18 protein-coding genes are annotated in these 25,402 nt (G+C 47.7%); 16 read left to right on the plus strand and 2 right to left on the minus strand.

What is annotated here, in order from left to right; all coding sequences use genetic code 11:
* Nucleotides 1–150: 150 nt before the first annotated feature.
* Both rfbC and rfbA read right to left on the minus strand, forming a co-directional pair.
* The gene (gene rfbC / locus ACSEXS_RS17855) at nt 151–705 is read right to left on the minus strand and encodes a dTDP-4-dehydrorhamnose 3,5-epimerase (RefSeq protein ID WP_438434599.1); all 555 of its coding nucleotides are present in this window, start codon (nt 703–705) and stop codon (nt 151–153) included.
* Nucleotides 706–731: 26 nt separating this feature from the next.
* A complete protein-coding gene (gene rfbA, locus ACSEXS_RS17860) occupies nt 732–1,610 on the minus strand; it encodes a glucose-1-phosphate thymidylyltransferase RfbA (protein ID WP_438434600.1) in 879 nt (292 codons plus the stop codon).
* A gap of 249 nt (nt 1,611–1,859) precedes the next feature.
* On the opposite strand from rfbA, the gene ACSEXS_RS17865 reads away from it, so the two are divergent.
* From ACSEXS_RS17865 to ACSEXS_RS17940, 16 genes are all read left to right on the plus strand, one after another.
* Entirely contained in the window at nt 1,860–2,642 is a 783-nt protein-coding gene (locus ACSEXS_RS17865; RefSeq protein ID WP_438434601.1) for an ABC transporter permease, read from the plus strand.
* Between the two features lie 11 nt (nt 2,643–2,653).
* Nucleotides 2,654–3,943 carry an ABC transporter ATP-binding protein gene (locus ACSEXS_RS17870; protein WP_438434602.1) on the plus strand — a complete coding sequence of 430 codons (1,290 nt, stop codon included), beginning with the start codon at nt 2,654–2,656 and terminating at the stop codon, nt 3,941–3,943.
* Nucleotides 3,940–7,200: a glycosyltransferase gene (locus tag ACSEXS_RS17875; protein ID WP_438434603.1), complete on the plus strand. Its 3,261-nt coding sequence runs from the start codon at nt 3,940–3,942 to the stop codon at nt 7,198–7,200. The genes ACSEXS_RS17870 and ACSEXS_RS17875 overlap by 4 nt, the downstream gene beginning before the upstream one ends.
* Before the next feature lie 2 nt (nt 7,201–7,202).
* On the plus strand, nt 7,203–8,555 hold the full coding sequence (locus ACSEXS_RS17880; protein WP_438434604.1) for a mannose-1-phosphate guanylyltransferase/mannose-6-phosphate isomerase: 1,353 nt from the start codon (nt 7,203–7,205) through the stop codon (nt 8,553–8,555).
* Between the two features lie 89 nt (nt 8,556–8,644).
* Entirely contained in the window at nt 8,645–9,649 is a 1,005-nt protein-coding gene (gene rfbB, locus ACSEXS_RS17885; protein ID WP_438434605.1) for a dTDP-glucose 4,6-dehydratase, read from the plus strand.
* A gap of 17 nt (nt 9,650–9,666) precedes the next feature.
* A complete protein-coding gene (gene rfbD / locus ACSEXS_RS17890) occupies nt 9,667–10,512 on the plus strand; it encodes a dTDP-4-dehydrorhamnose reductase (protein WP_438434606.1) in 846 nt (281 codons plus the stop codon).
* A gap of 19 nt (nt 10,513–10,531) precedes the next feature.
* Nucleotides 10,532–11,665, plus strand: a complete 1,134-nt coding sequence (locus ACSEXS_RS17895; RefSeq protein WP_438434607.1) for a putative hexosyltransferase — start codon at nt 10,532–10,534, stop codon at nt 11,663–11,665.
* Between the two features lie 16 nt (nt 11,666–11,681).
* Nucleotides 11,682–12,275: a hypothetical protein gene (locus ACSEXS_RS17900; protein WP_438434608.1), complete on the plus strand. Its 594-nt coding sequence runs from the start codon at nt 11,682–11,684 to the stop codon at nt 12,273–12,275.
* Nucleotides 12,276–12,411: 136 nt separating this feature from the next.
* Nucleotides 12,412–13,416: a glycosyltransferase family 2 protein gene (locus tag ACSEXS_RS17905; protein ID WP_438434609.1), complete on the plus strand. Its 1,005-nt coding sequence runs from the start codon at nt 12,412–12,414 to the stop codon at nt 13,414–13,416.
* A gap of 382 nt (nt 13,417–13,798) precedes the next feature.
* Nucleotides 13,799–17,029 (plus strand): S-layer homology domain-containing protein, encoded by a 3,231-nt coding sequence (locus ACSEXS_RS17910; protein ID WP_438434610.1) that lies wholly within the window; start codon nt 13,799–13,801, stop codon nt 17,027–17,029.
* A 162-nt stretch (nt 17,030–17,191) separates the two neighbouring features.
* On the plus strand, nt 17,192–18,070 hold the full coding sequence (locus ACSEXS_RS17915; protein WP_438434753.1) for a glycosyltransferase family 2 protein: 879 nt from the start codon (nt 17,192–17,194) through the stop codon (nt 18,068–18,070).
* On the plus strand, nt 18,067–19,473 hold the full coding sequence (locus tag ACSEXS_RS17920) for an undecaprenyl-phosphate glucose phosphotransferase (protein ID WP_438434611.1): 1,407 nt from the start codon (nt 18,067–18,069) through the stop codon (nt 19,471–19,473). The genes ACSEXS_RS17915 and ACSEXS_RS17920 overlap by 4 nt, the downstream gene beginning before the upstream one ends.
* Before the next feature lie 321 nt (nt 19,474–19,794).
* Nucleotides 19,795–21,471 (plus strand): carboxylesterase/lipase family protein, encoded by a 1,677-nt coding sequence (locus ACSEXS_RS17925; RefSeq protein WP_438434612.1) that lies wholly within the window; start codon nt 19,795–19,797, stop codon nt 21,469–21,471.
* Between the two features lie 299 nt (nt 21,472–21,770).
* A complete protein-coding gene (locus ACSEXS_RS17930; RefSeq protein WP_438434613.1) occupies nt 21,771–23,237 on the plus strand; it encodes a circularly permuted type 2 ATP-grasp protein in 1,467 nt (488 codons plus the stop codon).
* 71 nt (nt 23,238–23,308) lie between these two features.
* A complete protein-coding gene (locus tag ACSEXS_RS17935; RefSeq protein WP_438434614.1) occupies nt 23,309–24,271 on the plus strand; it encodes an alpha-E domain-containing protein in 963 nt (320 codons plus the stop codon).
* Nucleotides 24,268–25,134, plus strand: coding sequence for a transglutaminase family protein (locus ACSEXS_RS17940; RefSeq protein ID WP_438434615.1), 867 nt, complete (start codon nt 24,268–24,270; stop codon nt 25,132–25,134). The genes ACSEXS_RS17935 and ACSEXS_RS17940 overlap by 4 nt, the downstream gene beginning before the upstream one ends.
* Nucleotides 25,135–25,402 lie beyond the last annotated feature (268 nt).

The raw sequence follows: 25,402 nt of genomic DNA on the forward strand, positions 1-25,402 counted from the left end.
ACGTCTATATTTCTTAACCAGTCTATTAACACCTCAAACAGGGGAATGGTTGCAAAAGAAGGAAATAAAAGATTGCAATTGACGAGAAAAAATAAAAAGCTTGGTGTCCGAGAGCGGACAGCTCAAGCTTTAAGGGGGGTGAAGGGGACATCAAAAGACAAAGTTCAGCCGGGCATCCTTCAAAAACGGTGCAGTTTCATCCTTGCCGGAGAGAACAGGAGTAATGTCCAAGGGCCACTCAATCCCGATCTCTGGATCGTTCCAGCGGATTCCTCCGTCGCAGTCCGGAGCATAGAGCTCATCGCATTTGTATTGGACTTCAACATCTTCAGTAAGGGTCATAAACCCATGGGCAAAACCACGCGGAATTAGCAGCTGCTTCTTATTCTCGGCGGTCAACTCGATGCCGAACCATTGGCTAAAGGTTGGACTATCCTTTCGAATATCCACCGCTACGTCGAAGATCGACCCTTTCGTGCAGCGAACCAATTTGGTTTGAGCCTTCGGGTTGAGTTGGAAGTGAAGCCCGCGCAATGTTCCTTTGATAGCTGAATAAGAGTGGTTATCCTGAACAAAGGTGTAATGTAACCCATTCTTGCTGAATATGGCTTCACTGTACGTTTCCATAAACCAGCCGCGATGATCGCCAAATACGGCAGGCTCGACAATGACAACTCCTTGCAAGGGAGTTTCGATAAATTTCATGGAAATCACTCTTTCTGTATGTAAAATTAATAGACGATTTTACCGGTCGCGACCTTGATCAGATATTGACCGTACCCTGTCTTACTGAGCTTTTGTCCACAGTGGAGAAGATGTTCTTGGGTGATCCAGCCGTTGATATAGGCGATTTCCTCTGGCGCGGATATCTTGATGCCCTGATGATCTTCAATTGTTCGGACAAAATTAGTGGCATCCACCAAGCTTTCATGCGTGCCCGTGTCCAGCCAGGTAAAGCCGCGGCCGAGAAGTTCAACTTCCAACTCTTCTAATTTAAGATAGGCCTCATTGACTGAGGTAATTTCAAGCTCGCCGCGAGCGGAAGGTTTGACCTCCTTGGCAATCGAGACGACTCGGTTATCATAGAAGTAGAGTCCGGTAACCGCATAATTGGATTTGGGGTGTGTCGGTTTTTCTTCGATACTAAGCACACGGCCTTGCTCATCGAACTCAACTACGCCAAAGCGCCCGGGATCTTGAACATGATAACCGAAAACCGTTGCTCCTTGCGGCTTTGAAGCAGCCCGCTTAAGGATTTGAGTCATGCCATTGCCATAGTAGATATTGTCGCCTAAAATCATAGCTACAGAGTCGTCGCCGATAAAGGATTCGCCTAGTAGGAAGGCTTGAGCGAGACCATTTGGGCTCGGCTGCACCATGTATTGGAGCGAGATGCCAAATTGCGAGCCATCCCCTAATAGATTCTCAAATCGTGGTGTGTCGTCAAGTGTAGAAATAATGAGAATCTCTCGTATCCCAGCCAACATAAGGGTTGATAAGGGATAGTAAATCATAGGCTTGTCATAGACGGGGAGCAATTGCTTGCTCGTGACCATCGTAAGCGGATAGAGGCGAGTCCCGCTGCCTCCGGCTAGAATGATACCTTTCATATTCCAAGGCTCCTTTGCTTCATTCAATGGGTTTTAAAAGTTAACGTCATTATAATTCAATTTTCTCCTAATGAATCCATTTTGTCTATTAGTGCAGTTATACCGGATTGCCGTTCAAGGAAGTCATAAGCGATGCCTGATGACTAAACAATCCTCCTCTAGCAACTCCCACGTCCGTTTGGTAGAATACTATGAGTAAGTCGAATTCTGGAAGATTATCGCTATAGGAGTAAAGGAAGAGATGGTCGGATGAAAAAGAAGCTTTTTACGAATAGCAAAATGGTTCTCAATTTGGCTCGGAAAGACTTCCAAAGCCGGTATTTAGGTTCATATCTGGGTATTCTATGGGCTTTTATTCAACCGTTAATTCAAATTTTGCTCTTTTGGTTTGTCTTTCAAGTTGGTTTTAAATCGATGCCTGTCGACGACTTTCCATTTATTTTATGGCTAATCTGTGCCATGGTCCCTTGGTTTTTCTTTTCGGACAGTATTCAAAACGCAACAAATTCAATTCTGGAATACAGTTACCTTGTGAAAAAAATGGTCTTTCGAGTGAGCATCCTACCTTTTGTGAAAATCTTATCAGCCTTTTTTGTACATCTTTTTTTTATTTGTTTTTTGTTCCTTATGTTTATTATTTATGGTTATTATCCGAATCTGTATACTCTTCAAGTTATTTATTACTTAGTGTGTACATTGCTACTAGTGTCCGGGCTCAGTTTGCTTACCTCTACCCTAAATGTTTTTCTAAAAGATACAGGACAAATAGTTGGGGTTATTATCCAATTGGGCTTTTGGCTGACCCCTATCTTCTATTCGTTAAAAATTGTACCGGAACATTTCCACTTTATTTTAAAATTGAATCCCATGTACTACATAGTGGAAGGATATCGTAGTACGTTTATTTATCATCAAGGGTTTTGGGAACATCCTTGGCTGACGTTAAATTTCTGGCTAATTACCGTAATTTTGCTGGTTGTCGGTAGTGTGTTTTTCAAAAAAATGCGACCGCATTTCGCAGATGTCTTATAAGGAGTAAACCTATGAATACAGCATCGATCATTACTGTCCAATCAGTAACAAAAGCTTATAAATTATATGAGCGCCCGTCTGATCGTCTAAAGGAAGTATTAAATCCTTTAAAAAAGTCCTATCATAGGGAATTCTATGCCATTCGCGACGTTTCCTTTAAAGTGAATCGAAATGAATGTCTTGCCATCATTGGGAAAAATGGTTCCGGGAAGTCAACTATGCTCAAAATGATTACTGGCATTTTAAATCCTACAAAAGGTGTTATTTCCGTTGATGGGAAAGTGTCTGCTCTTCTGGAACTAGGTGCAGGTTTTAATCCTGAGCTAACGGGTCTAGAAAATATATATTTGAACGGCACGCTTAATGGCTTAACCCGAGATCAAATTTCGGAGAAACTGGACGAAATTCTAGCTTTTGCTGATATAGGAGATTTCATTCATCAACCGGTTAAGATCTATTCTAGTGGTATGTTTGTTCGTTTAGCTTTTGCTGTTGCGATCAGCGTAGATCCCGACATTCTGATAGTGGACGAAGCGCTGAGCGTTGGAGATATTCGTTTTCAGCAAAAGTGCTACCGGAAAATAGAAGAATTCAAGCGAAGTAAAACGGTATTGTTCGTCTCTCACGATCTGGTCGCGGTTACAAATTATTGCGACCGTGCAATTTGGATTGATGAAGGATCGATTCAAGCCGAAGGAGATCCTAACGAGGTCGTGAAAATTTTTCAAGCACATATGATCGACTCTTCTTTGACCAAAAGCATCCCAAACATAACTGCGGGTATGGTTCAAACCCATGGAGAGAAAGCGACAGTGCTTGATCCCATCGCTCATAATCTTGATATCCTCGGAGACGGGAAGGTAAACATTAAGAGGATTTCCTTGTTCGATCACTTGAATTCAAAAACATCGGTTTATAGTCCCGGACATGAAATGAGGATGGGGCTAGAAATTGAATGCAGAGAATCCATAGAAGAACCTATTATTGGCTTTACCATTAAAGACCGACTTGGGACGATCATTGCTCAGACAAACACATATGCGCTCGATCAACATGTTCCCCCCTTTGTTCCTGGTCGTTTGTATCAGTTTCGGTTCGCTTTCCCGCTCCCATTATTGAACCAAGGGCAATACACCCTTTCACCGGCGGTAGCTTCTGGAACGCAATTAGAACATATTCAGCATTGCTGGATTCATGATGCGCTCGTATTTACCATACTTGACAACAAAAGAAGCCCTCTTGAAGGATTCCTTTCACTAAAGAATGTGGAATTTCATTTTATGAATGGAGGGCAGTCATGAAATTTACAGGTGAACGCTTCATTCCTAATCAAACGGATAGGCTATTAGAAGCTGAACATATTTCTCGCTATCAATTTGTTAAACCTTTAGCGGAGGGGAAAACGGTCCTGGATTGTGCAAGTGGTGAAGGGTATGGTTCCTATCTATTATCGGAAAACGCAACCATGGTCTATGGAGTAGATATCGATAGCGAGGCAATTAGCTTAGCACAAAAGAAGTATGTGCGCCCGACTTTGCATTTTAAACAAGGGTCAGCAATGGATCTTCCCTTACCTGATGCTAGCTGCGATCTTGTTGTTTCTTTTGAAACCATTGAACATGTTGATGAAGGGAATCAACATCGCTTCTTAGAGGAAGTAATGCGAATACTGAAGCCTGAGGGGATATTGATCTTATCAACACCTGATAAAAGGAGATATTCAGATGAAGCCAATTATCATAATCCCTACCATGTAAAAGAGTTCTATGAGAGTGAGTTCAAAGACTTTCTCGAAGAATTCTTTCCTTATGTTCACTTTTATTATCAAAAATCTGAGGTAAGCACTCTTATCGCCAATACGGAGACTCGCCAGCTATCTGTTAACGAGGACCATCCTGAGATACTATCTTATGGAACTTACATAATAGGCATATGTTCCTCACATCCATTACCTTCTGTGCCAGGATACCTGATGGATAACGGAATCCGTTATCATTCAACGGTTTCTAGAGTGATCCAACTTCAAGCCGAAGTGGAAGAAAGAAACCAACACTTGTCTAAGCTTGATAGCGAAATCGAGCTCTTGCAGGCCGATCTGAAACGTACCCATTCAGCCCTTATGGAGCAGACCTATTTGGTGGAGGTTCGTCAAAAGGAGTTCCAAAGAGAATCGGACGAGCATGAAAAGCTCCGGAAGGACTATGATCAGCTTCAAATAGTTCTTGAACAATGCCAAGGGGAGATTGAGCGGCTTCAAACTCTCCAGATTCAATTAATAAACCAAGAAGCACATATTCAGCTTTTGCTTAAGCAAGAACGAATTCTTCAAAATATTTATCGATCTTCGGGCTGGAAATTGCTTTCGGGTTACTATCGCCTTAGGGATTCTGTGTTTCCGCCACAAAAAAAGAGGACGTTGTTTGCAAAGCTTGCTTTCTCCTTTATGAAAAATCCGCGTAAGTTTAGAGGAAAGCTAACCAAAGGAAATGTGAAGAAATTCAAGACCTATATGAAAAGCGACAAACCGGAGCATGTCCTTCATCGTGTAGATTCGTATTTAGATCGCCATCAAAATGAAGGGAGTTCCGAGCTCAGGCTGGTAGAGCAGAGTGAAGAGTATGAAACCCTGACCATGCCGGTTTTTGATAACCCAAAGGTATCCATTGTCATTCCGGTTTACAATCAATTTGATTTCACTTACCGTTGTCTAAAATCAATTTTGCTCCATACGGATAATATTGCTTATGAAGTCATTGTTGCAGATGATCGTTCAACGGACAAAACCATAGAGATCTCCCAACTGGTGAAGAATATCAAGATTGTTCGGGATGATGTCAATAGGGGGTTTCTGCTTAATTGCAACCATGCTGCTCAAGAAGCAATCGGGGAATACATTTACTTTTTGAATAATGACACAAATGTGCAACCCGGATGGTGCGATTCATTGGTGAAGCTTTTTGAAGAAGACCCTTCCGTTGGGATGGCGGGATCGAAGCTTATTTTCGCAGATGGACGGCTTCAGGAAGCAGGGGGAATCATTTGGAAGGATGCTAGCGGGTGGAATTATGGTCGATTAAGTGATCCAGAAGACCCTGAGTACAACTATGTCAAGGAAGTTGACTATATTTCTGGAGCCGCAATCATGATTAGGCGTTCATTATGGGAAGAGATTGGCGGCTTCGATGAGCGTTATGTACCGGCCTATTATGAGGACTCTGATCTGGCCTTTGAAGTGCGCAAGCATCAGTACAAAGTGGTTTATCAGCCGCAATCTGCGGTTGTTCACTTCGAAGGCATTTCTCATGGAACCGATACGGGGAGTGGGATCAAAAGCTATCAACTAAAGAACTTGGAAAAGTTTCGCGAAAAGTGGAAATCGGAGCTAGAGTACGGCCATTTTCCAAATGCCGAACATGTTTTCTGGGCGAGGGATCGCAGCAGACGAAAAAAAACCATTGTGGTTGTTGATCACTATGTACCCCATTTTGATAAAGATGCGGGAGGAAGAAGCGTCTTTCAATATTTACGACTATTCGTTTCTCTTGGCTATCATGTCATCTTTATTGGCGACAACTTCTTCAGACATGAGCCTTATACGAGTGTCTTGCAGCAGTTAGGAATTGAAGTATTGTACGGAAATTGGTATGCTGCACATTTGGAAACATGGATGAGGCAAAACGGAAACTATATCGATTACGTTTATTTAAATCGACCCCATATATCCGTCAAGTACATCGACCTATTCCGGAAATATTCGCAGGCTAAGATTATCTATTTTGGGCATGACCTCCACTATTTGCGTGAATTGAGGAATTATGAAATTGACAAAAAAGATGAGCTGTTGAAATCTTCAGAACGTTGGAAGAAAATCGAGTTTGGGTTGTTCCAAAAGGCTGATATTGTTTATGTAGTCGGCTCCTACGAAAAACAAGTGCTTGAGGAGGAGTTCCCCTCAAAGGTTATTCGGAACATTCCATTATATCTTTATGAGCCCCATGAAATTGTCCAATCAACAGTCCTAAATGATAGAGAAGGCTTGCTCTTTGTTGGTGGTTTTGGGCACAAGCCCAATGTGGACGGAATTATATGGTTTGTCAGGAAGGTATTTCCAAGGATTCAACATAAAATTCCGGGAATCTCCTTAACGATCATCGGATCGAACCCTCCAAGTGAAGTGTTAGAGATGAACAGTCATACTATTCGCGTGCGCGGATTCGTTAGCGATGAGAAACTGCGTGAAGCTTATAACCATGCTCTGTGTGTAGTGGTGCCACTTCGGTTTGGTGCGGGAGTGAAGGGGAAAGTGGTAGAAGCAATGGCTCATGCAGTTCCCCTTGTAACAACCAATATTGGAGCAGAAGGGTTGGATGGAATTGACGCGATTGTGGAGGTAGCGGATGATCCGGATTCTTTTGCAGATAAAATCCATGAGACGGTGAATAATTCGAAACGTTGGATGCAAGTATCGCAAAACTCCGCAAGATACATTTTGAACAACTTCTCCATTAGTCAAGCAGAGGCGATGATTAGGTCAGACTTCTCTAAGGAGGAGGACTAACTATGATCAATGTGGTTCTTTGCGGAGGCAACGGAAGCCGCCTGTGGCCCGTATCGCGCTCCCAATATCCCAAACAGTTTGCTAAGATCATATCGGACGTTTCCTTTTTTCAGCAAACGGTACTTCGCAATCGATCTTTATGTAGCGGGAGTGTGATCGTTTCAAATGAAAATCAGTATTTCCTTGCTTTAGATCAATTAGCGGAACTCAAGCATGTCTCTCACCGCTTTATTTTAGAGCCATTGGGAAGAAATACGGCTCCTGCGATCGCTTTGGCATGCTTCTCTGTAGACCCGGAGGAGCTAGTACTCGTCACTCCATCCGATCATTCCATACAGCATCAAGAGAACTACGAAAAGGCGGTATCACGTGCTGTCCTATTGGCAGAAGAAGGAAACCTAGTTACATTTGGGATCAAGCCGACTTATCCGGAGATAGGATACGGATATATTGAAGCGACAGGAACGATTGTTCAATCTTTCCGTGAAAAACCCGATTATGGAACAGCGAAACGATATATAGAAGAAGGAAAATATTACTGGAACAGCGGGATGTTTGTCTTCCGTGCTTCTGTTTTCTTGGATGAACTCCAGAAATACGCCCCTTCTATTTTCCAAGCATCGAAGGAAGCGTATGAACAGGCGGAAGGAGATTTATTTAAACGGATAAATCCAGACGCGATGTACCGCATCCCGAGTGGCAGTGTAGATTATGAAGTGATGGAAAAAAGTCAAATTGTAAAGATGGTCTCTGCCGAAGATATGGGCTGGTCGGATGTAGGCAGCTTTGAATCTTTATATAAAGAACTCGCTAAAGACGACAACATGAATAATACGAATAGGAGCCACATTGGGTTAAACTCATCGAAGAACCTCATTTTGGGCAATTCGAGGACCATTGCTACGATTGATGTTGAAGATTTGATCGTCGTAGATACACCAGATGCTCTTCTTGTTTCTAAAATGGGATCATCCCAGAAGGTTAAAGAGATCGTCGATCAGTTGAATCGGAAGCAGTCCTCTCTTAGTCATAACCAAATGACCCGATATCGCCCTTGGGGAAATTACACCACTTTGGCAGAGCAATCAGGCTATCGTATTCGACTAATAATCGTGAAACCTGGAGAGAAGATAGCTAACCAACGTCATTATCATCGCAGTGAACATTGGATTGTCTTGAACGGAACAGCTCTATTAATAAAGGAAGGCAAAAGTTCCATCATTCCTCCCAATGAATCTGCTATGATATCTATAGGTGAGGAGCACGAACTGCGAAATCCAGGGAAGATCAACTTAGTCATCGTTGAGATTCAGACAGGGGACTATCTATTGGAAGATGATATCCATTTAGTATAAATTAAGATAGATGAGAGGGCGTCTTTAATGTCTTTTCAGAATGGAAGCCTACATAGATTGATGCAAAATTTATTTAACTGGAGGCAATTATGAAACTTTTAGTAACTGGTGGAGCTGGTTTTATTGGAAGCAATTTTGTTCACTATATCCTTAGGAAATATCCGGACTATCACATCGTAAATTTGGATGTGCTTTCTTATGCAGGGAACCTGGATAACTTGAAAGAGGCTTTGGATAATCCCAGACACCGCTTTGTCAAGGGAGACATAACAGATAGACAATTAGTAAATGCATTGATGAACGATGGTATTGATGCGATCATTAATTTTGCAGCTGAATCCCATGTCGATCGTAGTATCGAAAACCCCGATATTTTTGTAAAGACAAACGTTCTGGGAACGCAAGTCCTTCTGGAAGCAGCAAAAACCAATCGAATAGAAAAGTATATACAAATATCAACGGATGAGGTATATGGAACTTTAGGGCAAACGGGATTGTTTACTGAGGAGACACCTCTTGCTCCAAATAGCCCTTACTCAGCCAGCAAGGCTGCCGCTGATTTGCTTGTCAGAGCTTATTACGGAACTTATAAACTGCCGGTTTGCATTACCAGATGTTCAAATAATTACGGTCCCTTTCAATTCCCAGAAAAGCTCATTCCGTTAATGATCACCCATGCATTGCAAGACAAAGAACTTCCTGTTTACGGAGACGGATTGAATATCCGAGATTGGTTGTATGTGGAAGATCACTGTGCGGCTATCGATCTGGTGTTACATAAAGGGGAGATTGGAGAAGTGTATAATATCGGGGGAAATAACGAAAAAACGAACATTGATATTGTTCATCGAATTTTATCTGAACTGAATAAACCTTCATCACTAATTCGCTATGTCACAGATCGGCTTGGTCATGATCGCAGATATGCGATTGATGCAACGAAGGTGAAAACGGAGTTAGGTTGGAGTCCTTCGTATCCATTTGATAAAGGGATCGAGTGCACCATTCAGTGGTACGTGGAAAACAAGAATTGGTATGATCGGATCTTGAACGGAGAATATCGGGATCAAGGGAATGCACCACGCAATTCCTAAAGAGGAGAGGCATTTCAGTGAGAATTCTTGTAACAGGGGCAAACGGTCAACTCGGTTCGGATTTAGTTGCTATTTTGGAAAAGTCGGGACATGATGTACTGGGAACCGATCGTATGGAGCTGAATATTACAAACCAGGAGATCTGTGATAAAGTCATAACGGAACATAAACCTGAAGTTATCCTTCATACGGCTGCTTATACAGCGGTTGATCAGGCGGAAGAGGATGTTGAAGCGGCTTATCTTGTGAACGCTGTCGGTACGCGTAATGTAGCAGTCGCTGCAGAAAAAGTAGGGTCAAGACTTTGTTACATCAGCACAGATTATGTTTTTGATGGAATAGCTACCAAACCCTATCATGAATACGACAATACGGACCCTAAATCGATATACGGAAAATCGAAGAGGGCTGGAGAAGTCTTGACCATGTCCTTATGTAAACGATCCTATGTAGTCAGGACTTCTTGGGTATATGGACAAAACGGTCAAAATTTCGTTAAAACCATGCTGAAGCTAGGAAGAGAACGAGATGTTTTAAAAGTGGTAAACGATCAAGTCGGATCACCAACTTATACAAATGACTTATGTTGTTTTTTGGCTGACCTAATCCAGACAGAACGATTCGGTATTTATCATGCGACAAACCAGGGGGAGTGTTCCTGGTATGAGTTTGCGCGCGCGATTTTTGATGAGGCAGGAATTTCCGTCAGGTTGGAACCTTGCACTACTGATGAATTTCCCCGACCTGCACCAAGGCCGTCATATTCCGTTCTGTCTTCTCTAGCCATTCGAACAAATGGATTTCGTGAATTGAGAAATTGGAGAGAAGCCGTTTCTGAATTCATATCTAACAACTCAAACTAGGATGAGTGGTGTCAATTAGATGGAGGTTGTAAGATGGAACTCAAAAAAGAAGGACAAGTTATTCATCCTTAGTATTTTCTTATCATCCAGAATCCTGCTTTTTATTTCTGCAAAGGTTTGGTCGCATCTAATGGCAACGAATACCCCTATTGTCGAGCTTTTTAACAAGTGGGATTCGGGCTGGTATCAGAGCATCATCAATGAGGGGTATATGCTTGTCCCAAGTGGGCACGAAAAGGGTGATGCGGCAAACTGGGCTTTTTTCCCCTTGTACCCACTCTTGGTTAAGTTAGCCTCAAAAAGTTCCTTTTGGTCGGTTGATATTTGGGGAATTGTCCTATCGAACATTTTCTTTTGTGTAGCTCTATTTTTTATTTGGATATATGTGTTTGAAACAAGAAACCGCTCCACTGCTGTTATAACTATTTTTCTATTAAGTTATGGTCCTTATTCGATTTACTTTTCAAATTTGTATACGGAATCTTTATTTATTTTATTAACGATTATGACCTTTTATTTTCTGCATAAAGAGAAATGGCTGTTTGCGGGAATAACGGGTGCTCTCTTATCTGCAACTCGACCCACAGGGGTTTTAGTTGCTCTTTCATTCATTATTATAATGTGGATGAAAGGAGACAATAAACAGAAGTGGAAAGAAAGATGCGGCAGTCTTTTTAATGATGAAAAAAAAGTAATGGGTCTATTTTTGGTTCCTGTTGGATTATTCAGCTACATGACGTTCTTATACTTTCGAATCGGAGATCCCTTAGCATTTCAACATATTCAATATGCTTGGGGACGGGGGAATGGTGTTAACAACCCTTTCCTTACTCTTTATCATGGGTTTACAGGCGACCGGAGATCGCTCTACTTGGCTTGTTGGGCCATGGCGGGGATTATTGGATCTTTTCTATTATTCAGAAAGAAAAATTATGCCGAAGGCTTGTTTTCATTTACATGCTTTTTCATCCCCTTAATGTCTAGTCTTCAATCCATTCCACGATATTTCGTTGGTTCTCTGTTTCTGATAGTTGCTTACAGTGAGGTCCTTTCAAAGACAAACGATTATAAATATGTGTGGCTTGCTGCGTTAGTAGTTATCAATAGTTTGTTAACGTTTCTATGGTTTTTTGGAGATAGTATCATGACTTAGGTTAGGAGTATGAAAAATGAGGTTAAAAAGGGTGATTCTCTATACTCTTTCCATTACAATTGGAATATGGGGAGTTGTATTGCTCTATTTCTCGGCAAAACCCAATATTACCCAATCCTATAAGCTTTATTATTTGGACCACAAATTAATGAATTGGTCAGGCTACCGCGGCCTTGATTACAAGTTGGGCACCAGGGTCTTTTTTTCCCAAGATTCTGTAAGGAAGGAACAAGGCACATTTTATTTAGGAAAAAATTGGAATAATATAGAAAATTGGGGCGTGTGGTCGAAAGAAACTGGGGACTTATTTTTTGTTCTAGATCACTCTCCAGAAAATGACCTATCACTAATACTGAATGCTACATTCTTTGTTCCAGATAATAACCAAGAGGTGACGATTCTAGCCAATGACAAAGTAATTGACAAGTGGATTCTACAAAATGAGGAAAACGGCGAATATCAACTCGCGATTCCTCATGAAATCGTAGGAAGACAAAATTTGATCCACATGCAATTTGTCATTAGGAATGCAAAATCGCCAAAAGAAGTAGGAAGAGGAGAAGATGGTAGGGTTTTAGGAATTGGCCTAAGATGGATGGAACTGCATTAGTAGGCTGATAAGAATTCGAGAAATAATCTCTCTGAATGAAAGTAGCATTCATATTCTCGTAAATTCTAAAACTCCTAGGAATGTTCTACATGATCTTATGGAAGTGTCAATGATCTTTTGAAGGAGAGAACCTACATTGAATGAAAATTCAAGTCCAGTCTTATCATTAGTGATACCTTGCTATAATGAAGAAGAAGTTTTGCCTGAAAGCATAAACCAACTAACTTTGGTTACAAACAAGTTAATAAAGAAAGGAAAGATATCCCCAAAAAGTAAGTTGCTTTTCGTAAATGATGGGAGTCGGGATCGAACTTGGGAGATCATTGAGGAAGCTGCCCAACAAAATCCGTTGGTACGAGGGTTGAAGCTTTCCCGTAATGTGGGCCATCAAAACGCTTTGTTAGCAGGCTTGAATGAAGCAAGAAATTACTCAGATTGTGTGATATCCGTTGATGCCGATCTTCAAGATGACCTGAGTATTATCGAGGAATTCATTGATAAATATGATGAGGGCTTTGATATTGTTTATGGGGTGCGAAGGAGTAGAACAACGGATACTTTCTTTAAACGCTCAACTGCTCAAGGTTTCTATCGGCTTATGAATGTAATGGGTGTTAATGTGGTATACAACCATGCGGATTATCGACTTATGAGCAAGCGGACTCTCGAGCATCTAAATGAATATAAAGAAGTTAACCTTTTTTTAAGAGGCCTTGTTCCCCTTATAGGATTCAAGTCGACTAATGTGTATTATGACCGACATGAGCGGTTTGCTGGTGAGTCAAAGTATCCCCTAAAAAAAATGCTCGCGTTTGCCTTCGATGGTATTACTTCATTCAGTGTTACTCCTATTCGATTAATTACTAGTGTAGGTTTCGTGTTGTTCGCGTTCAGTGTTTTGATTGGGCTTTATACTATATTTAGTAAGATCATGGGAAATACAACAACGGGTTGGTCTTCTCTTATGCTTTCCATTTGGTTTATCGGAGGAATTCAATTGGTTGCTTTAGGGCTGATAGGAGAATATATTGGAAAAATTTACAAGGAGGTTAAAGCCCGTCCTAAATACATTGTAGAAAAGCTAACTTATCATTCCGAAGAGTTACCAAAACTTCAGAAGGAACTCATGAGCGTTAGATAATGAATAGCTCTGGAAATGAAGATTTGGAGATTAAGCACCCGCACAGAATGGGTGAAATGTAACCCATTAGTAGGACACTTTGCATAAAAGTAACCCTCTTATGGGTCATATGTATTTTAATCAGAGGAGCAGATAAGGAGCGAGGAGGAGATTAGTCTGGAATCGTACTATAAGGTTCAACTTAAAAATCGCTCCGTTAAACTTTGTATATAAAAAGATTCATGGAACCAATAAACTTTTTAAGCGGTTGCCGTTGTTCGTAGGGAATTATTTTCTTTCGATAGCCATATTTTGTGATATACTTACAAACAAAATAGCCCATATTTCGACACGAGGTTACAATTCGTTGCAGCAAGCGATTCTTACAACATGGAGGGAAATAATGAAAAAGGTTTTATCAATGGTTCTCACGTTTGCTTTGTTTGTGTCTCTAAGTCTTCCACAGCTAGCCGCAGCAGACTCGCCAAATTCTGTCGAGAGTAATCAACAGCCACAGACCTTGGATTCACAGGTATTTGACTTTTATATCACCCTCGGAACGTTGCCGACTCTCTATGCCGGACTAACAGCCTTTAGTAGTACAAACGAAGGGTATATGTGGTATGAACGCAAGCAGACTTTTGATTCCAGTCGTTTCCCTGAGAATGTCCATTTCCTTGCCTTAACGGATCCTTATGGCGAAACGATGCTAACCACAATCGAGAACAAAATTAAAGAATTGCACGCCAACAATCCAACGGCGAAGTTTCATTTATACACGGATGATCTGCGTATTCAATTCGGCCTCCAGTTGTTTCTTGCTAATGGAGTGGCAGAAAACCAATACGAGATAACGTTGCTGTCTGATGGTACGGGGACGTATAACATCTTTAAGAACTTATATTCAAATCCGAGTTCGATCGGAGTTTGGAATCAGTACGCTAGTGACTACGATAACCGAAAAACGAAAGTCCTAGATGGAGAAACCGGCGTAATCAGCAGGCAAAACAACATGGACTTAACAAATAGCATGTATTATGCCTCACAATCGAACAACATCGAATATCGCATGCAATTTCCTGAATTGCTAACAAGTCAAGACCCGTTGGTCCAAGCGGAAGTCGGGAAAATGAACACCATTAAGATTGCACCTTATCATTTCTACAGTGACTTACCAGATGAACAGAAAGTATCCTTTGAGAAAGCCGTAGGAATAGATAAGTCGCTATTTGACCAATTGTTTGATGCTTCTCCCAAACCGAATTTGATCATCTCAGGTACGAGTCTTTCCGGAGAAGGTGGGACTTTTGAAGATGTCGTCGAACAAATTGTTAAGGATTATGGAAAGGACTACGATCTGTTTTTTAAACCCCATCCGGTATGGAACCCCACGAATCAGCCGGATTTAATGAAACTGGGAAGAAAGGAATTCCTGGATTCCAAAGGGATTGCCTTGCTTCCTGCTCAACTGCCGATGGAAGCACTAATGTGGGTTTATCCGAACGTGAAGATTGGCGGATATTCCAGTTCCTTGTATATGTCTACAGCAAAAGAACAAACGCTCTTCTTTATTGCGGACAAAATCTTCAATATGCCAGCACCGCTTCCAGATCTATATGCCTTGGGTTATTTTGGGGCAGCCAAGATGTATCCAATAACTCCTCAAAAAGATTCAAATGCGGAACTTGCTGACCTTCAAATGAGCGCAAATGGGGTTTCGATCCCACTTAGCGTTACAGATTCCGTTTATAAGGCCGAACTTAGCAACGACCAAGATCGTATAGTTTTGACGTTAAAACCCTCAAGCAAATATGCTACAGTAAGTGCCAGCAAGTCGGGGGAGGAAGTGGCTCTCACTGGCTCGAGAGGAGTTTACCGATCTGAGCAAATTGTTCTGCCTGTCGGTGAAACCAAATTAGAGATACGGGTCAAATCAACAGACGGTCTAGCCCAGGAATCTTACGAAGTTATCCTTAATCGCGCCGAAGCCCCATTACCGGGAGGAGAGGAACGTTCGGGTAATACCAATCTTGCAAATATGTATGTATTGGCAGATGAGGCTATCCCGCTAACTGTTAGTGGGTCCGTTTATAAAGCTGAAGTCGAGAATAAGGTAAGCAGCATTCGAATAGTGGTTCAACCGAAAGATAAGAATGCATCGGTTTCGATCTACCAAGAAGAAATGTCATTGAGCATTTCGAATAAAAACAGTCTTTTCGAGTCGGAAGCAATACAACTGGCACAGGGGGAAAACCATTTTGATGTGGTGATAACTGCTGAAAATGGACGGGACAAGGCAACCTATTCTCTTGTTGTGCAAAGGAATCAAGAACAAGAGGAACCCGGATCAGGAAACGGTAACGGTTCGGGTAATGGAAATGGATCCAATCCAGGAGCAGGGGCAGGTACAGGCATTGGAGGAGGAAGCGTATCTTCTAATCCTCCATTTGAAATCGTCTTGTCAAAAGAAACTCAATCCGTTGTTCCTCAAATCACCAAAGACCATATTCTGAAACTGGATCTGACTCAGGTTGATGAGGGTGCAAGCCTACAGTTTGAAGTTAGTGGTTTGTTATCCTATAAAGAGAAAGATCAAGTGACTTCTTTGGCTATCGAAAGTAAGGGGATAACTTATCAAATCCCTATCGATTTCAAGAATGTCATCCCTAGTTATGAGTTATTTAGTAAGAAAACTCAAGATCCGATCTATGCGGTGTTTTCTTTTAAAAAGAGCGAACTATCCAAAACCATGCAAGCTTCGCTTACTTCTTCCTCTGTAATTGGTGATCCTTATGAGATTTCTCTTTCTCTGATGACAAAGTCGGGGGAGAAAATTCACGTAAAGGAATTTAGCAAATACGTAACCATTTCTTTTAAGTTGGGTAAAAGTTCGAATTTAAAGGATAAAAGTAAAGTTGCAGCGATTGCATTTGAAGACGGGAACGGGAAGCCCTCCGTAAAACCGGTAAAGTGGACGGAACAAGATGGACAACTGCTAGCAAGCATTTCCACTATGACTCATAGCACCTATGTGCTGGTAATAAACGAACGCTCCTTTGGTGATATTTCTCCGAATTATTGGGCTGCCGCTTCCATTACGGAAGCTGCTAATCGTCTCTTTGTGAATGGGGTAGGAAATGGGAAATTTATGCCGGAAAAGAAAGTGACTCGTGCCGAGTTTACGTCGATGGTAGTTCGTGCCTTCGGAATCCCAAATTACACGACAACAACTGGAAATGGGAATTCATTTAAAGATATCAACGAGAGTCGCTGGTATTATTCGGATATCATTTCTGCACAGAAGGCAGGACTATTAAGTTGGGCAAAAGGGGCAAATTTCTATCCCAACCAAACGATAACCCGCGGTGAAATGACACAATTGTTGTATTTAGCGGCGAAAAACGCAGGAGCCGATCTTCAAAACACAACGGCCGAAGATCTGAGGTTATTTGAGGATTTTGCCGGACTGGCGCAAGATCAGCAAGTTTCATTTTCTTGGACGGTAAAAAACGGGATCATCTTAGGCATAAAGAGCAAAAAGGGAATGCTTTTGAGCAGCAGCGAAGATGGGACGAGAGCTCAGGCCGTAACCATGGTGCTCCGAACCCTAAAGACATTGTCTTTGATTAATTAACTTTATTCTATGATTGTAAAGCTATCCTTTCTCCCATAAGATGAAGGATAGCTTTTTGATTGAGTAACACTATTTTTTATGTTTATCTTTTTTATGCTATACTAGCATTACAAGTTTTTACAGGTGATGACAAAAATGAACGCAGCGCAATGTACCATTCCGATCGACCTGAGCATCATTATCCTCAACTACAAGACGCGCCGACTCACGCTGGATGCCGTTGCCTCCGTCTATCAGTCGGTGACAGACTACGCCTTTGAGATTATTCTCGTCGACAACGCGTCGGGCGACGGCTTGCTGGAAGAGGCCGCGGACCGGTATCCCGAGATCGTGCGGATCGCCAATGCCGAGAACGTCGGCTTTGCCCGGGCGAACAACCAGGGCATGCGGGCGGCTCGGGGGCGATACTTGCTCCTGCTCAACTCCGATACGGTTGTCGAGCCCGATACGTTGGACGAGATGGTTCGCTTTATGGACCGGCATCCGCAGGTCGGGGCCAGCGGCTGTAAAATCCTGCTTCCGGACGGACAGCTGGACAAGGCGTGCAAACGGGGATTTCCTACACCCTCGGCTTCCTTTTATTATGCCTTCGGAATTTCCCGGCTGTTTCCGAAGAATCCGAAATACAATGGATACCAGATGGGGCATCTTGACCCGGATCTGTCCCAGCCGATCGACTGTTTGGTGGGGGCCTTCCTGATGGTGCGGCGCGAAGCCTATGAGCAGGTGGGCGGGCTGGATGAAGCCTTTTTTATGTACGGCGAGGATATCGACTGGTGCTACCGGATCAAGCAGGCGGGCTGGGAGAACTGGTATCATCCGGCGGTGCGGATCATCCATTACAAAGGCGCCAGCAGCCGACGGAAGCCGGTTAAGATCGTCTACGAGTTTCATCGGGCGATGGCGTTGTTTCACCGCAAGCATTATGCGAAGAAGTACTCGGCTCTAACCAATCTCGCGGTGTATGCCGGGATCGGAGTGAAGCTGGGTCTTGCGCTGGGGCGCAACCAATGGAGACGGATGGGGAGGGATACCGGATGATCCGGCGCAACCAAAGCTTACTGTCCTACTTGTATGCCTTTTGCGATCTGCTGGCGGTCCAGTTTTTCTTCCTCCTGGCCTGGTGGTTGAAGTTCGAATCTCCCTGGAGGGAACCGGGAAGCCATTTACCCATCGGCCGGTATTATCAATGGGTCGTCGTCTATTCGGTTATTGTGCTCCTGCTCGGCGTCTTCCTGCATTTCTACTCGCCCAAGCGGAAGAAGACCTTTGCCTACGAGACGCTGAAAATCTTCCAGATTCATCTGGTCGGGTTCCTGCTGATGATCGCCGTCATGTTCGTCTACAAGGAAATGGACATCTCCCGCGAATTCCTGGCGATCTTCCTGACCTTGAACGTGTTCGGCACCTGTCTGTACCGGCTGTGGGTCAAGCATTTCCTCCGGCGGATGCGCCGGAAGGGCTTCAACAAGCAGTTTGTCCTCATTCTGGGGGCCGGATCGCTTGGAAGAAGGTTCTACCGCAACATCGAACGTCAGCCGGAGCTGGGCTTTGAGGTGATCGGTTTTCTCGACGATTTGGTAACCGAGCATGAAGCGCGCCATGCGGATTACAAGCCGATCCTGGGCAAGACCTCCGAGCTGGAAGAGGTGCTCTCCCGGCAGATGGTGGACGAGGTGGTCATCGCACTGCCCTTGAATGCTTACGCCAAATACGGAACCCTGATCAACATTTGCGAAAAAGCGGGCGTCCGCACGATGATTATTCCGGACTTTTTCAATTATCTTCCCGCCCGCCCGAGCTTCGAGACCTTTGCCGGTTTGCCGCTGATCAACGTGCGGGACATTCCGCTCGATAACCTGAATAACCGGATTTTGAAAAGGGTGTTCGACCTGCTGTTCTCGGCGGTCGCCATCGTGATCACTTCGCCGGTTATGCTGGCCATCGCGATCGGGGTGAAGCTGACCTCGCCGGGGCCGGTCATTTTCAAGCAGGAACGGGTCGGCTTCAATCGTCGCAATTTCTCGATGTACAAATTCCGCTCCATGCGGGTATCCGACCAGGCCACGGCCGACAAGGAGTGGACCGTGGAGCAGGACCCCCGGCGTACGAGCTTCGGCGCTTTCCTCCGGCGAACCAGCCTGGATGAGCTGCCGCAGTTTTTCAATGTGCTCTTCGGGCATATGAGCGTAGTAGGGCCGCGTCCGGAACGGCCGCATTTTGTCGAGCAATTCAAGGAGGAAGTGCCCAAATACATGGTCAAGCACCATGTGCGGCCGGGCATGACCGGGTGGGCGCAAAGCAACGGACTGCGGGGAGACACGTCGATTCCCGACCGCATCTCGTACGATATCTACTATTTGGAGAATTGGTCCTTCCTGTTCGATCTCCGCATCATCGCCCAGACCTTGTGGAAAGGACTTGTCAACAAGAACGCCTATTAAACGCCGGACATGGGTCTTTCCTTCGGCATTCCTGGATAAACTGATAGCAGATCGACAACATGGCATTCGAGGAATGAAGGAGGGCGGCGGCATGGAGGAGGACAACCAGGATCCTCAGTCTGCGGGCCGGGGAATCGTCTATGGCATTCTGCTCGGCGGGATGTTCTGGCTGCTGGTGATCGGGATTTGGATGATTGTGAGATAAGGAGAAGGGGGGCGTTTCCGAGCCTCTCTTCTTTAGTGTGCGCTTTTTTGCTCCCTGGCAAAAATTCTGCTATCGTGATAGATAAAGCATTTTTAACTGTGGTGGAGGGCCATTCGATGAATCAGCAAACCGTCAATACCCGGCAGGGCTGGGTGCAGGGATACGAGCAAGCCGGGGTCCGCGTCTGGCGCGGCATTCCGTACGCCGAGCCGCCGGTGGGCGCACTCCGCTTTCGGGCGCCGCAGAAGCCGGCGGCTTGGGAGGGGGTAAGGCCGGCAGCGGAGCCGGGACCGATCGCCATGCAGGCCGTGGTGAAGGATTCCAGCCGCATGAGCGCGCAGGCGAGTGAGGACAAGCGGTCGGAGGACTGCTTGTACCTGAACATTTGGGCACCACTGGCGGAAGGAACCGCTGGGACTCCCGCCGAATCGGCTCAAGCGGAGGACGGCAATTCGGGGGACGAGGCGGCCGCCGGGTCGCTCAAGCCGGTCCTCGTCTGGCTGCACGGCGGAGCCTTCGTGTCCGGGGCCGGGAGCTTGCCGCTCTATGACGGGACTTCCTTCGTCCGGTCGGGCGAGGTGGTCGTCGTGACTGTCAATTACCGGCTGGGCGCGTTTGGTTTTCTGCACCTTGCGCCGTTCGGCGGCGGGTTGGGCAGCAATGTCGGGATGCTGGACCAGGTTGCCGCTCTCGAATGGGTGCGCGACAACATCGCCGCGTTCGGCGGCGACCCGGAGCGGGTCACCGTCTTCGGGGAGTCGGCCGGGGCGATGTCCATCGCCGCGCTGCTGGCCATGCCCGCGGCGAAGGGGCTGTTCCGGCGCGCCATTCTACAGAGCGGGGCGACGCAGTATTTGCCCGCCGAGGCGGCCTCGCGGATCGCGCAGGGCTTCCTCGCGGAATTGAAGGCGACCGGGCGCGGAACCGCACCGACCTCGGAGCCGGGTACCCGGCGGAATGCGGCGGCGACCGGCATTTTGGAGGAGGAGGCGGTGTCCGACAAGGGCGAGAATGCGGCGGTGTCCGCCAGCGCATCGAAAGCGGTCCCGGCGGACGCGCAAGCCGATATCGCCGGCTGGTTGGAAGCCTTCTCCGCCGAGGAGCTTCAGGAGGCGGCGGAGCGGCTGTCGGCCAAGCTCAATCCCCATGGGCTCGGGCCGATGGTGTTTCAGCCGGCGCTCGACGGGGCGACGCTGCCGCTCGATCCGACGGAAGCGGTCCGGGCGGGGAGCGCGGCGGGAGTCGAGCTCCTGGTCGGGACCAACCGCGACGAAGGGGCTTATTTTATCCGCCAAGGGGCGCCGGTGCTGAAGCGGGAACAGACCGTCGGCTTGCTTCAACAGTTCGGGCTTGGACCGAAGGCGGCGGAGCTGGCGAACGGTTACGAGGTGTCCAACGACGGGCAGGCGGAGCTGGTGACCGACCTCATCTTCTGGGGGCCGGCCGTTCGCTTGGCGGAAGCCCAACTCCCCCACGGTCGGGTCTGGATGTACCGCTTTGACTGGAGCTATCCGGGGCATCCGCTGATTGGCAAATCGGTACATACCCTCGAGATCATGTTCGTGTTCAACAACCTGTTCTACCTGGAAAAGATGGGCGGCCGGATCGACGCCGCCGCGGAAGCGCTGGCGCGGCGGATGCAGGAAGCCTGGATCCGCTTCGCCGTCCGGGAAGGCGGCGATGTCGCCGATTGGGAGGACTATGGTCTTGAACGGCGGTTCACCCGGATATTCGATATCGAGGACGGATGGGAATCCGATCCGCAGGCGGTCAAGCGGCCGCTGCTTGTCTAGCGCGACCTTCCCCGGGCAAGCATATTGAAATGGAAAGCAGAGTGGACTCTTCCTATTGGAGGATTCTGCCCTGCTTTTTTGATTTTTCGAAAGGGAAATCACTATTTCTAAAAAAAGGAGCGATCTGTATTCTTGCAAATTGTCATATATATTTACACATAAGGTTAGTTCTAGTATGATTGGGGTAATCAATGGCAATCAATTCGAAGCCATATGCATCGAAACCGGCTCTTGATTCGACATCTGCTCAAAACCGGGGGATAAAACCTGACAAGATTTCTGTGAAAGGGGCGGCGCCTATGTCGGAAGTGATACCGGACCCCAGCCGGGCAGCGTATCCGCTAGCGGGCGAGTACGACGAAATGTATGCGGAGGACGCAGCCCCGAGAACCCATTATGAGCAGGTGCACCGGCTGTTCAGCCGCTTTCGGCCGGAAGACCTGCGGACCCGGCAGAGGCTGGCGGAACGGCGGATGGTGGAGGAGGGCATCACCTTCACCTTGAATTCGGATTCGGGAAAAGCGGCCGGCGAGCGGACCATTCCCTTCGACGTGATTCCCCGCGTCATTCCGGGCGAGGAATGGAAGGAGCTGGAGGCGGGACTCGTTCAGCGGGTTCGGGCTCTGAACCGGTTTGTGCACGATCTCTACCACGATCAGCAGATCGTCAAGGAAGGGATCGTCCCCCGCCGGATGGTCATCGCGAACCGCTATTTTCGTCCGGAAATGGCCCGCCTCGCGGTGCCGGGCCAAACCTACATTGCCGTAGCCGGTATCGATCTGATCCGCCACCGGGACGGCCGCTATTATGTGCTGGAGGATAACCTGCGCTGCCCGTCCGGCTTTTCGTACCTGTTCAAGAGCCGCTCCCTGATGAATCAGCTGTTTCCCGAGCTCGCCTTCTCGAGCCGCATCCGCGACATCGACCACAGCCTGAACCGGTTCCTCTCCGTCCTGCGCAGCCTGAGCCCAACCCGCTCCCCGGAGCCGGTGGTGGCGCTTCTGACGCCGGGGGTTCACAACTCCGCTTATTACGAGCATGCCTTTCTCGCTCAGCAGATGGGGCTGCATCTGGTGGAAGGCCAAGACTTGGTCGCGCGCAATCACCGTATCTACATGAGGCAGATGAAGGGCTACCGGCAGGTGGATGTGCTCTACCGCCGCATCGACGACGACTTCCTGGACCCGTTGGTGTTCCGCCCTGACTCCATGCTCGGAACGGCGGGAATCATGAATGCCTATCGAGCGGGCAATATCGCGCTGGCCAATGCCCCCGGGACGGGGGTTGCAGACGACAAGGCGATGTATGTGTTCGTGCCCGAGATGATCCGGTATTACCTGGGCGAGGAGCCGATTCTCCGCAATGTGGATACGTATCTATTGTCTCGTCCGGAGGAGCGGGACTATGTGTTGGACCGGCTGCCCGAAATGGTAGTCAAGGAGACGTCCCTGTCCGGCGGCTATGGCATGCTGATCGGTCCCGAAGCCTCGGAGGAGGAGATCGAAAGCTTCCGTGTGAAGGTCATGTGCCGTCCGGACAACTACATCGCCCAACCGGTTATGGGCTTGTCCCGCTGCCCGGTGCTGGTCGACGGGCGGCTGACCCCGCGCCACATCGACCTTCGGGCTTTCGTGCTGACGGGAGCCGACGGCCGGCCGCAGGCGATCCCGGGCGGGCTCACGCGCGTCGCCATGAGAGAGGGATCGCTTGTCGTCAATTCCTCGCAGGGCGGCGGAGTCAAGGATACCTGGGTATTGGGCTCTTAACGCCTCGACAGAGCGAACAGGAGCTATGATTTCCGTGTCACATCCTTAGCCCAGAAAGGAGCGGTGGGAGCATGATGAGCCGAAATGCGGAAGCCTTGTTCTGGATCGGCCGGTACGTGGAACGAGCCGAAAACCATGCGCGGCTGATCGATGTGCATTACCATATCCAGACCGAAGGGGAGTTCGGCGAAGAGGGGCTCAAATGGCAGCGGCTGCTGGCTTCGCTCGGCGTGCAGGAGGCGTATGGAGCGAGCCGAGAACGGCTGACCGAGGAGGGCGTGCTGGAGTTCATCACGCTCGACCGGGACCACGTCAACTCGATCTTTTCCTGCATCCATCAGGCCCGAAATAACCTGCGCGAGCTGAGGCAGAAGCTGCCGAGCGAAATGTGGGATGCGCTGAACGGGCTCGACCTCTGGCTCGGGGAGAAAACGGCGGCCGACATCACGGCCGGACCGAATCTGTTCTACCGGCAGTTGAAGGATAACATCGCGATTTTCCTCGGCATGGAGGAGTCCGTCATGCTTCGCGAGGAAGAGTGGCGGCTGATCAAGAGCGGTCGCTTTCTGGAGCGGGCGGAGAACACGGTGCGGATTCTGCGCTCCCTGTGCGGAGCCTTCTCCGCTCTCCAAGAGGAGGACAGCCGGGGGGCGTATGCTGTGCTTCAGGGCATCCTCAAATCGGTCAGCGGGTACCAGACGTTTCGTCGCTACTATGCGGATGAAGTGACCGTGCCCGCGATCTTTCACTTTCTGCTGACGCAGCCGTCCTTCCCGCGGTCCGTGCGGTATTCCTTCCACCGGCTGGAGGACCATCTGGGGCATCTGTTGAAGGAAGCGCCGGTTCGGGGGGGCGGCCAGGAGAAGGCGATTCGCTACGCCGGCAAGATCCGCGCCGAGCTGGATTTTCTGGAAGAGGAGCCGGTCCAGGAAGAAGGCTACGGTGAAATGCTCGATTTTCTCGGCGGCGCCTGCCTGAAGCTGGGGCGGCTGATCGAGGGAGGATTCTTTCGGGTGGAGGGGGCCGCCGGATGAGAATCGAGATCGATCATACCACCCGCTACCGGTATCCCGAGCCGGTGACCGACAGCGTCAACGAGATTCGCTTGACCCCGCGCACCAATTACCGCCAATCCTGCTTTCATTCCGAAGTTACGGTGACGCCCGCCGCCGATCTGTTCTCCTACGAGGATTATTTCGGCAACCGCGTCCATGCCTTCACGGTCAACCGGCCGCACAAGGAGCTGATCATCCGGACGCGGGCCACCGTGGTTACGGTCGACAAGCCGCAAGGGCAGGATTTGCCCGTACTCCCGCACGGCGAGCAGCTCGAGCTGCTGCAGCGGGAGGCTTTTCGCGACCGGTACTGCGAATTTTTGCTGCCGACCCGGTACACGGAGATCACCGAGGAGCTGTATGCCTTCGCCGCCCAACACCCCTTGGAGGAAGCGAAGGGGCTGCATGACTGGGCAAGCCGCCTTTCTTCCACGATCTATGAGGAGTTCACCTACGACCCCGAAGCCACAAGCGTGCATACGACCGTCCGCCGTACCCTGCGGCTGAAGCGCGGGGTCTGCCAGGATTACGCCCACCTGATGATCGCCGTCTGCCGCTCGCTCGGCGTGCCGACGCGGTATGTGAGCGGGTACCATTATGTCGGCGACCTGCAAGGGGGCAACGCCGATTTCGAGCAGGCCTCGCACGCCTGGGTCGAGGTTCACATTCCCGGAACCGGCTGGCTCGGCTTCGATCCGACCAACAATACCGAGGTCAACTGGCGCTACATCAAGCTCGGGCATGGGCGGGATTACCAGGATATCGTTCCGGTGAAGGGCGTTTATCGGGGCAGGAGCGGCGAGCTCGACGTGACCGTGGACGTCCGGCGGATGGAGCAGTGAGCTCATGATCTATTGATCCTACAGAAACAGTCTTGCGGCCTCTCGTACGGGAGAACGGCAGGGCTGTTTTTTTGCTGTCGGCGGGGAGATCGGCTCAGGGAATGAACCCGGATGAAGGAAAGGCCACGGAAAAAGCGGGCGGGGTGCGGCACTAATCATTCCGGAAAAGCGAAGACGAACCAAGAACGGTCCGGACGCGGGGCGACGGCTTTTCCAGCGGCTCGCAAGGGGCGATGCAGTTCTTTATCGGTTAACGTTCCGGAGGGAA

The sequence above is a fragment of the Gorillibacterium terrae genome (assembly GCF_051594785.1).
GTDB lineage: Bacteria > Bacillota > Bacilli > Paenibacillales > NBRC-103111 > Gorillibacterium.

Bases quoted from the DNA above. Each gene is read 5' to 3' on its own strand.
- ACSEXS_RS17875 (WP_438434603.1), top strand. From the start codon at position 3,940: ATGAAATTTACAGGTGAACGCTTCATTCCTAATCAAACGGATAGGCTA.
- ACSEXS_RS17910 (WP_438434610.1), top strand. From the start codon at position 13,799: ATGAAAAAGGTTTTATCAATGGTTCTCACGTTTGCTTTGTTTGTGTCT.
- ACSEXS_RS17925 (WP_438434612.1), top strand. From the start codon at position 19,795: ATGAATCAGCAAACCGTCAATACCCGGCAGGGCTGGGTGCAGGGATAC.
- ACSEXS_RS17895 (WP_438434607.1), top strand. From the start codon at position 10,532: ATGGAGGTTGTAAGATGGAACTCAAAAAAGAAGGACAAGTTATTCATC.
- ACSEXS_RS17900 (WP_438434608.1), top strand. From the start codon at position 11,682: ATGAGGTTAAAAAGGGTGATTCTCTATACTCTTTCCATTACAATTGGA.
- ACSEXS_RS17920 (WP_438434611.1), top strand. From the start codon at position 18,067: ATGATCCGGCGCAACCAAAGCTTACTGTCCTACTTGTATGCCTTTTGC.
- ACSEXS_RS17930 (WP_438434613.1), top strand. From the start codon at position 21,771: ATGTCGGAAGTGATACCGGACCCCAGCCGGGCAGCGTATCCGCTAGCG.
- ACSEXS_RS17880 (WP_438434604.1), top strand. From the start codon at position 7,203: ATGATCAATGTGGTTCTTTGCGGAGGCAACGGAAGCCGCCTGTGGCCC.
- rfbB (WP_438434605.1), top strand. From the start codon at position 8,645: ATGAAACTTTTAGTAACTGGTGGAGCTGGTTTTATTGGAAGCAATTTT.
- ACSEXS_RS17870 (WP_438434602.1), top strand. From the start codon at position 2,654: ATGAATACAGCATCGATCATTACTGTCCAATCAGTAACAAAAGCTTAT.
- ACSEXS_RS17940 (WP_438434615.1), top strand. From the start codon at position 24,268: ATGAGAATCGAGATCGATCATACCACCCGCTACCGGTATCCCGAGCCG.
- rfbC (WP_438434599.1), bottom strand. From the start codon at position 705: ATGAAATTTATCGAAACTCCCTTGCAAGGAGTTGTCATTGTCGAGCCT.
- ACSEXS_RS17865 (WP_438434601.1), top strand. From the start codon at position 1,860: ATGAAAAAGAAGCTTTTTACGAATAGCAAAATGGTTCTCAATTTGGCT.
- rfbA (WP_438434600.1), bottom strand. From the start codon at position 1,610: ATGAAAGGTATCATTCTAGCCGGAGGCAGCGGGACTCGCCTCTATCCG.
- ACSEXS_RS17935 (WP_438434614.1), top strand. From the start codon at position 23,309: ATGATGAGCCGAAATGCGGAAGCCTTGTTCTGGATCGGCCGGTACGTG.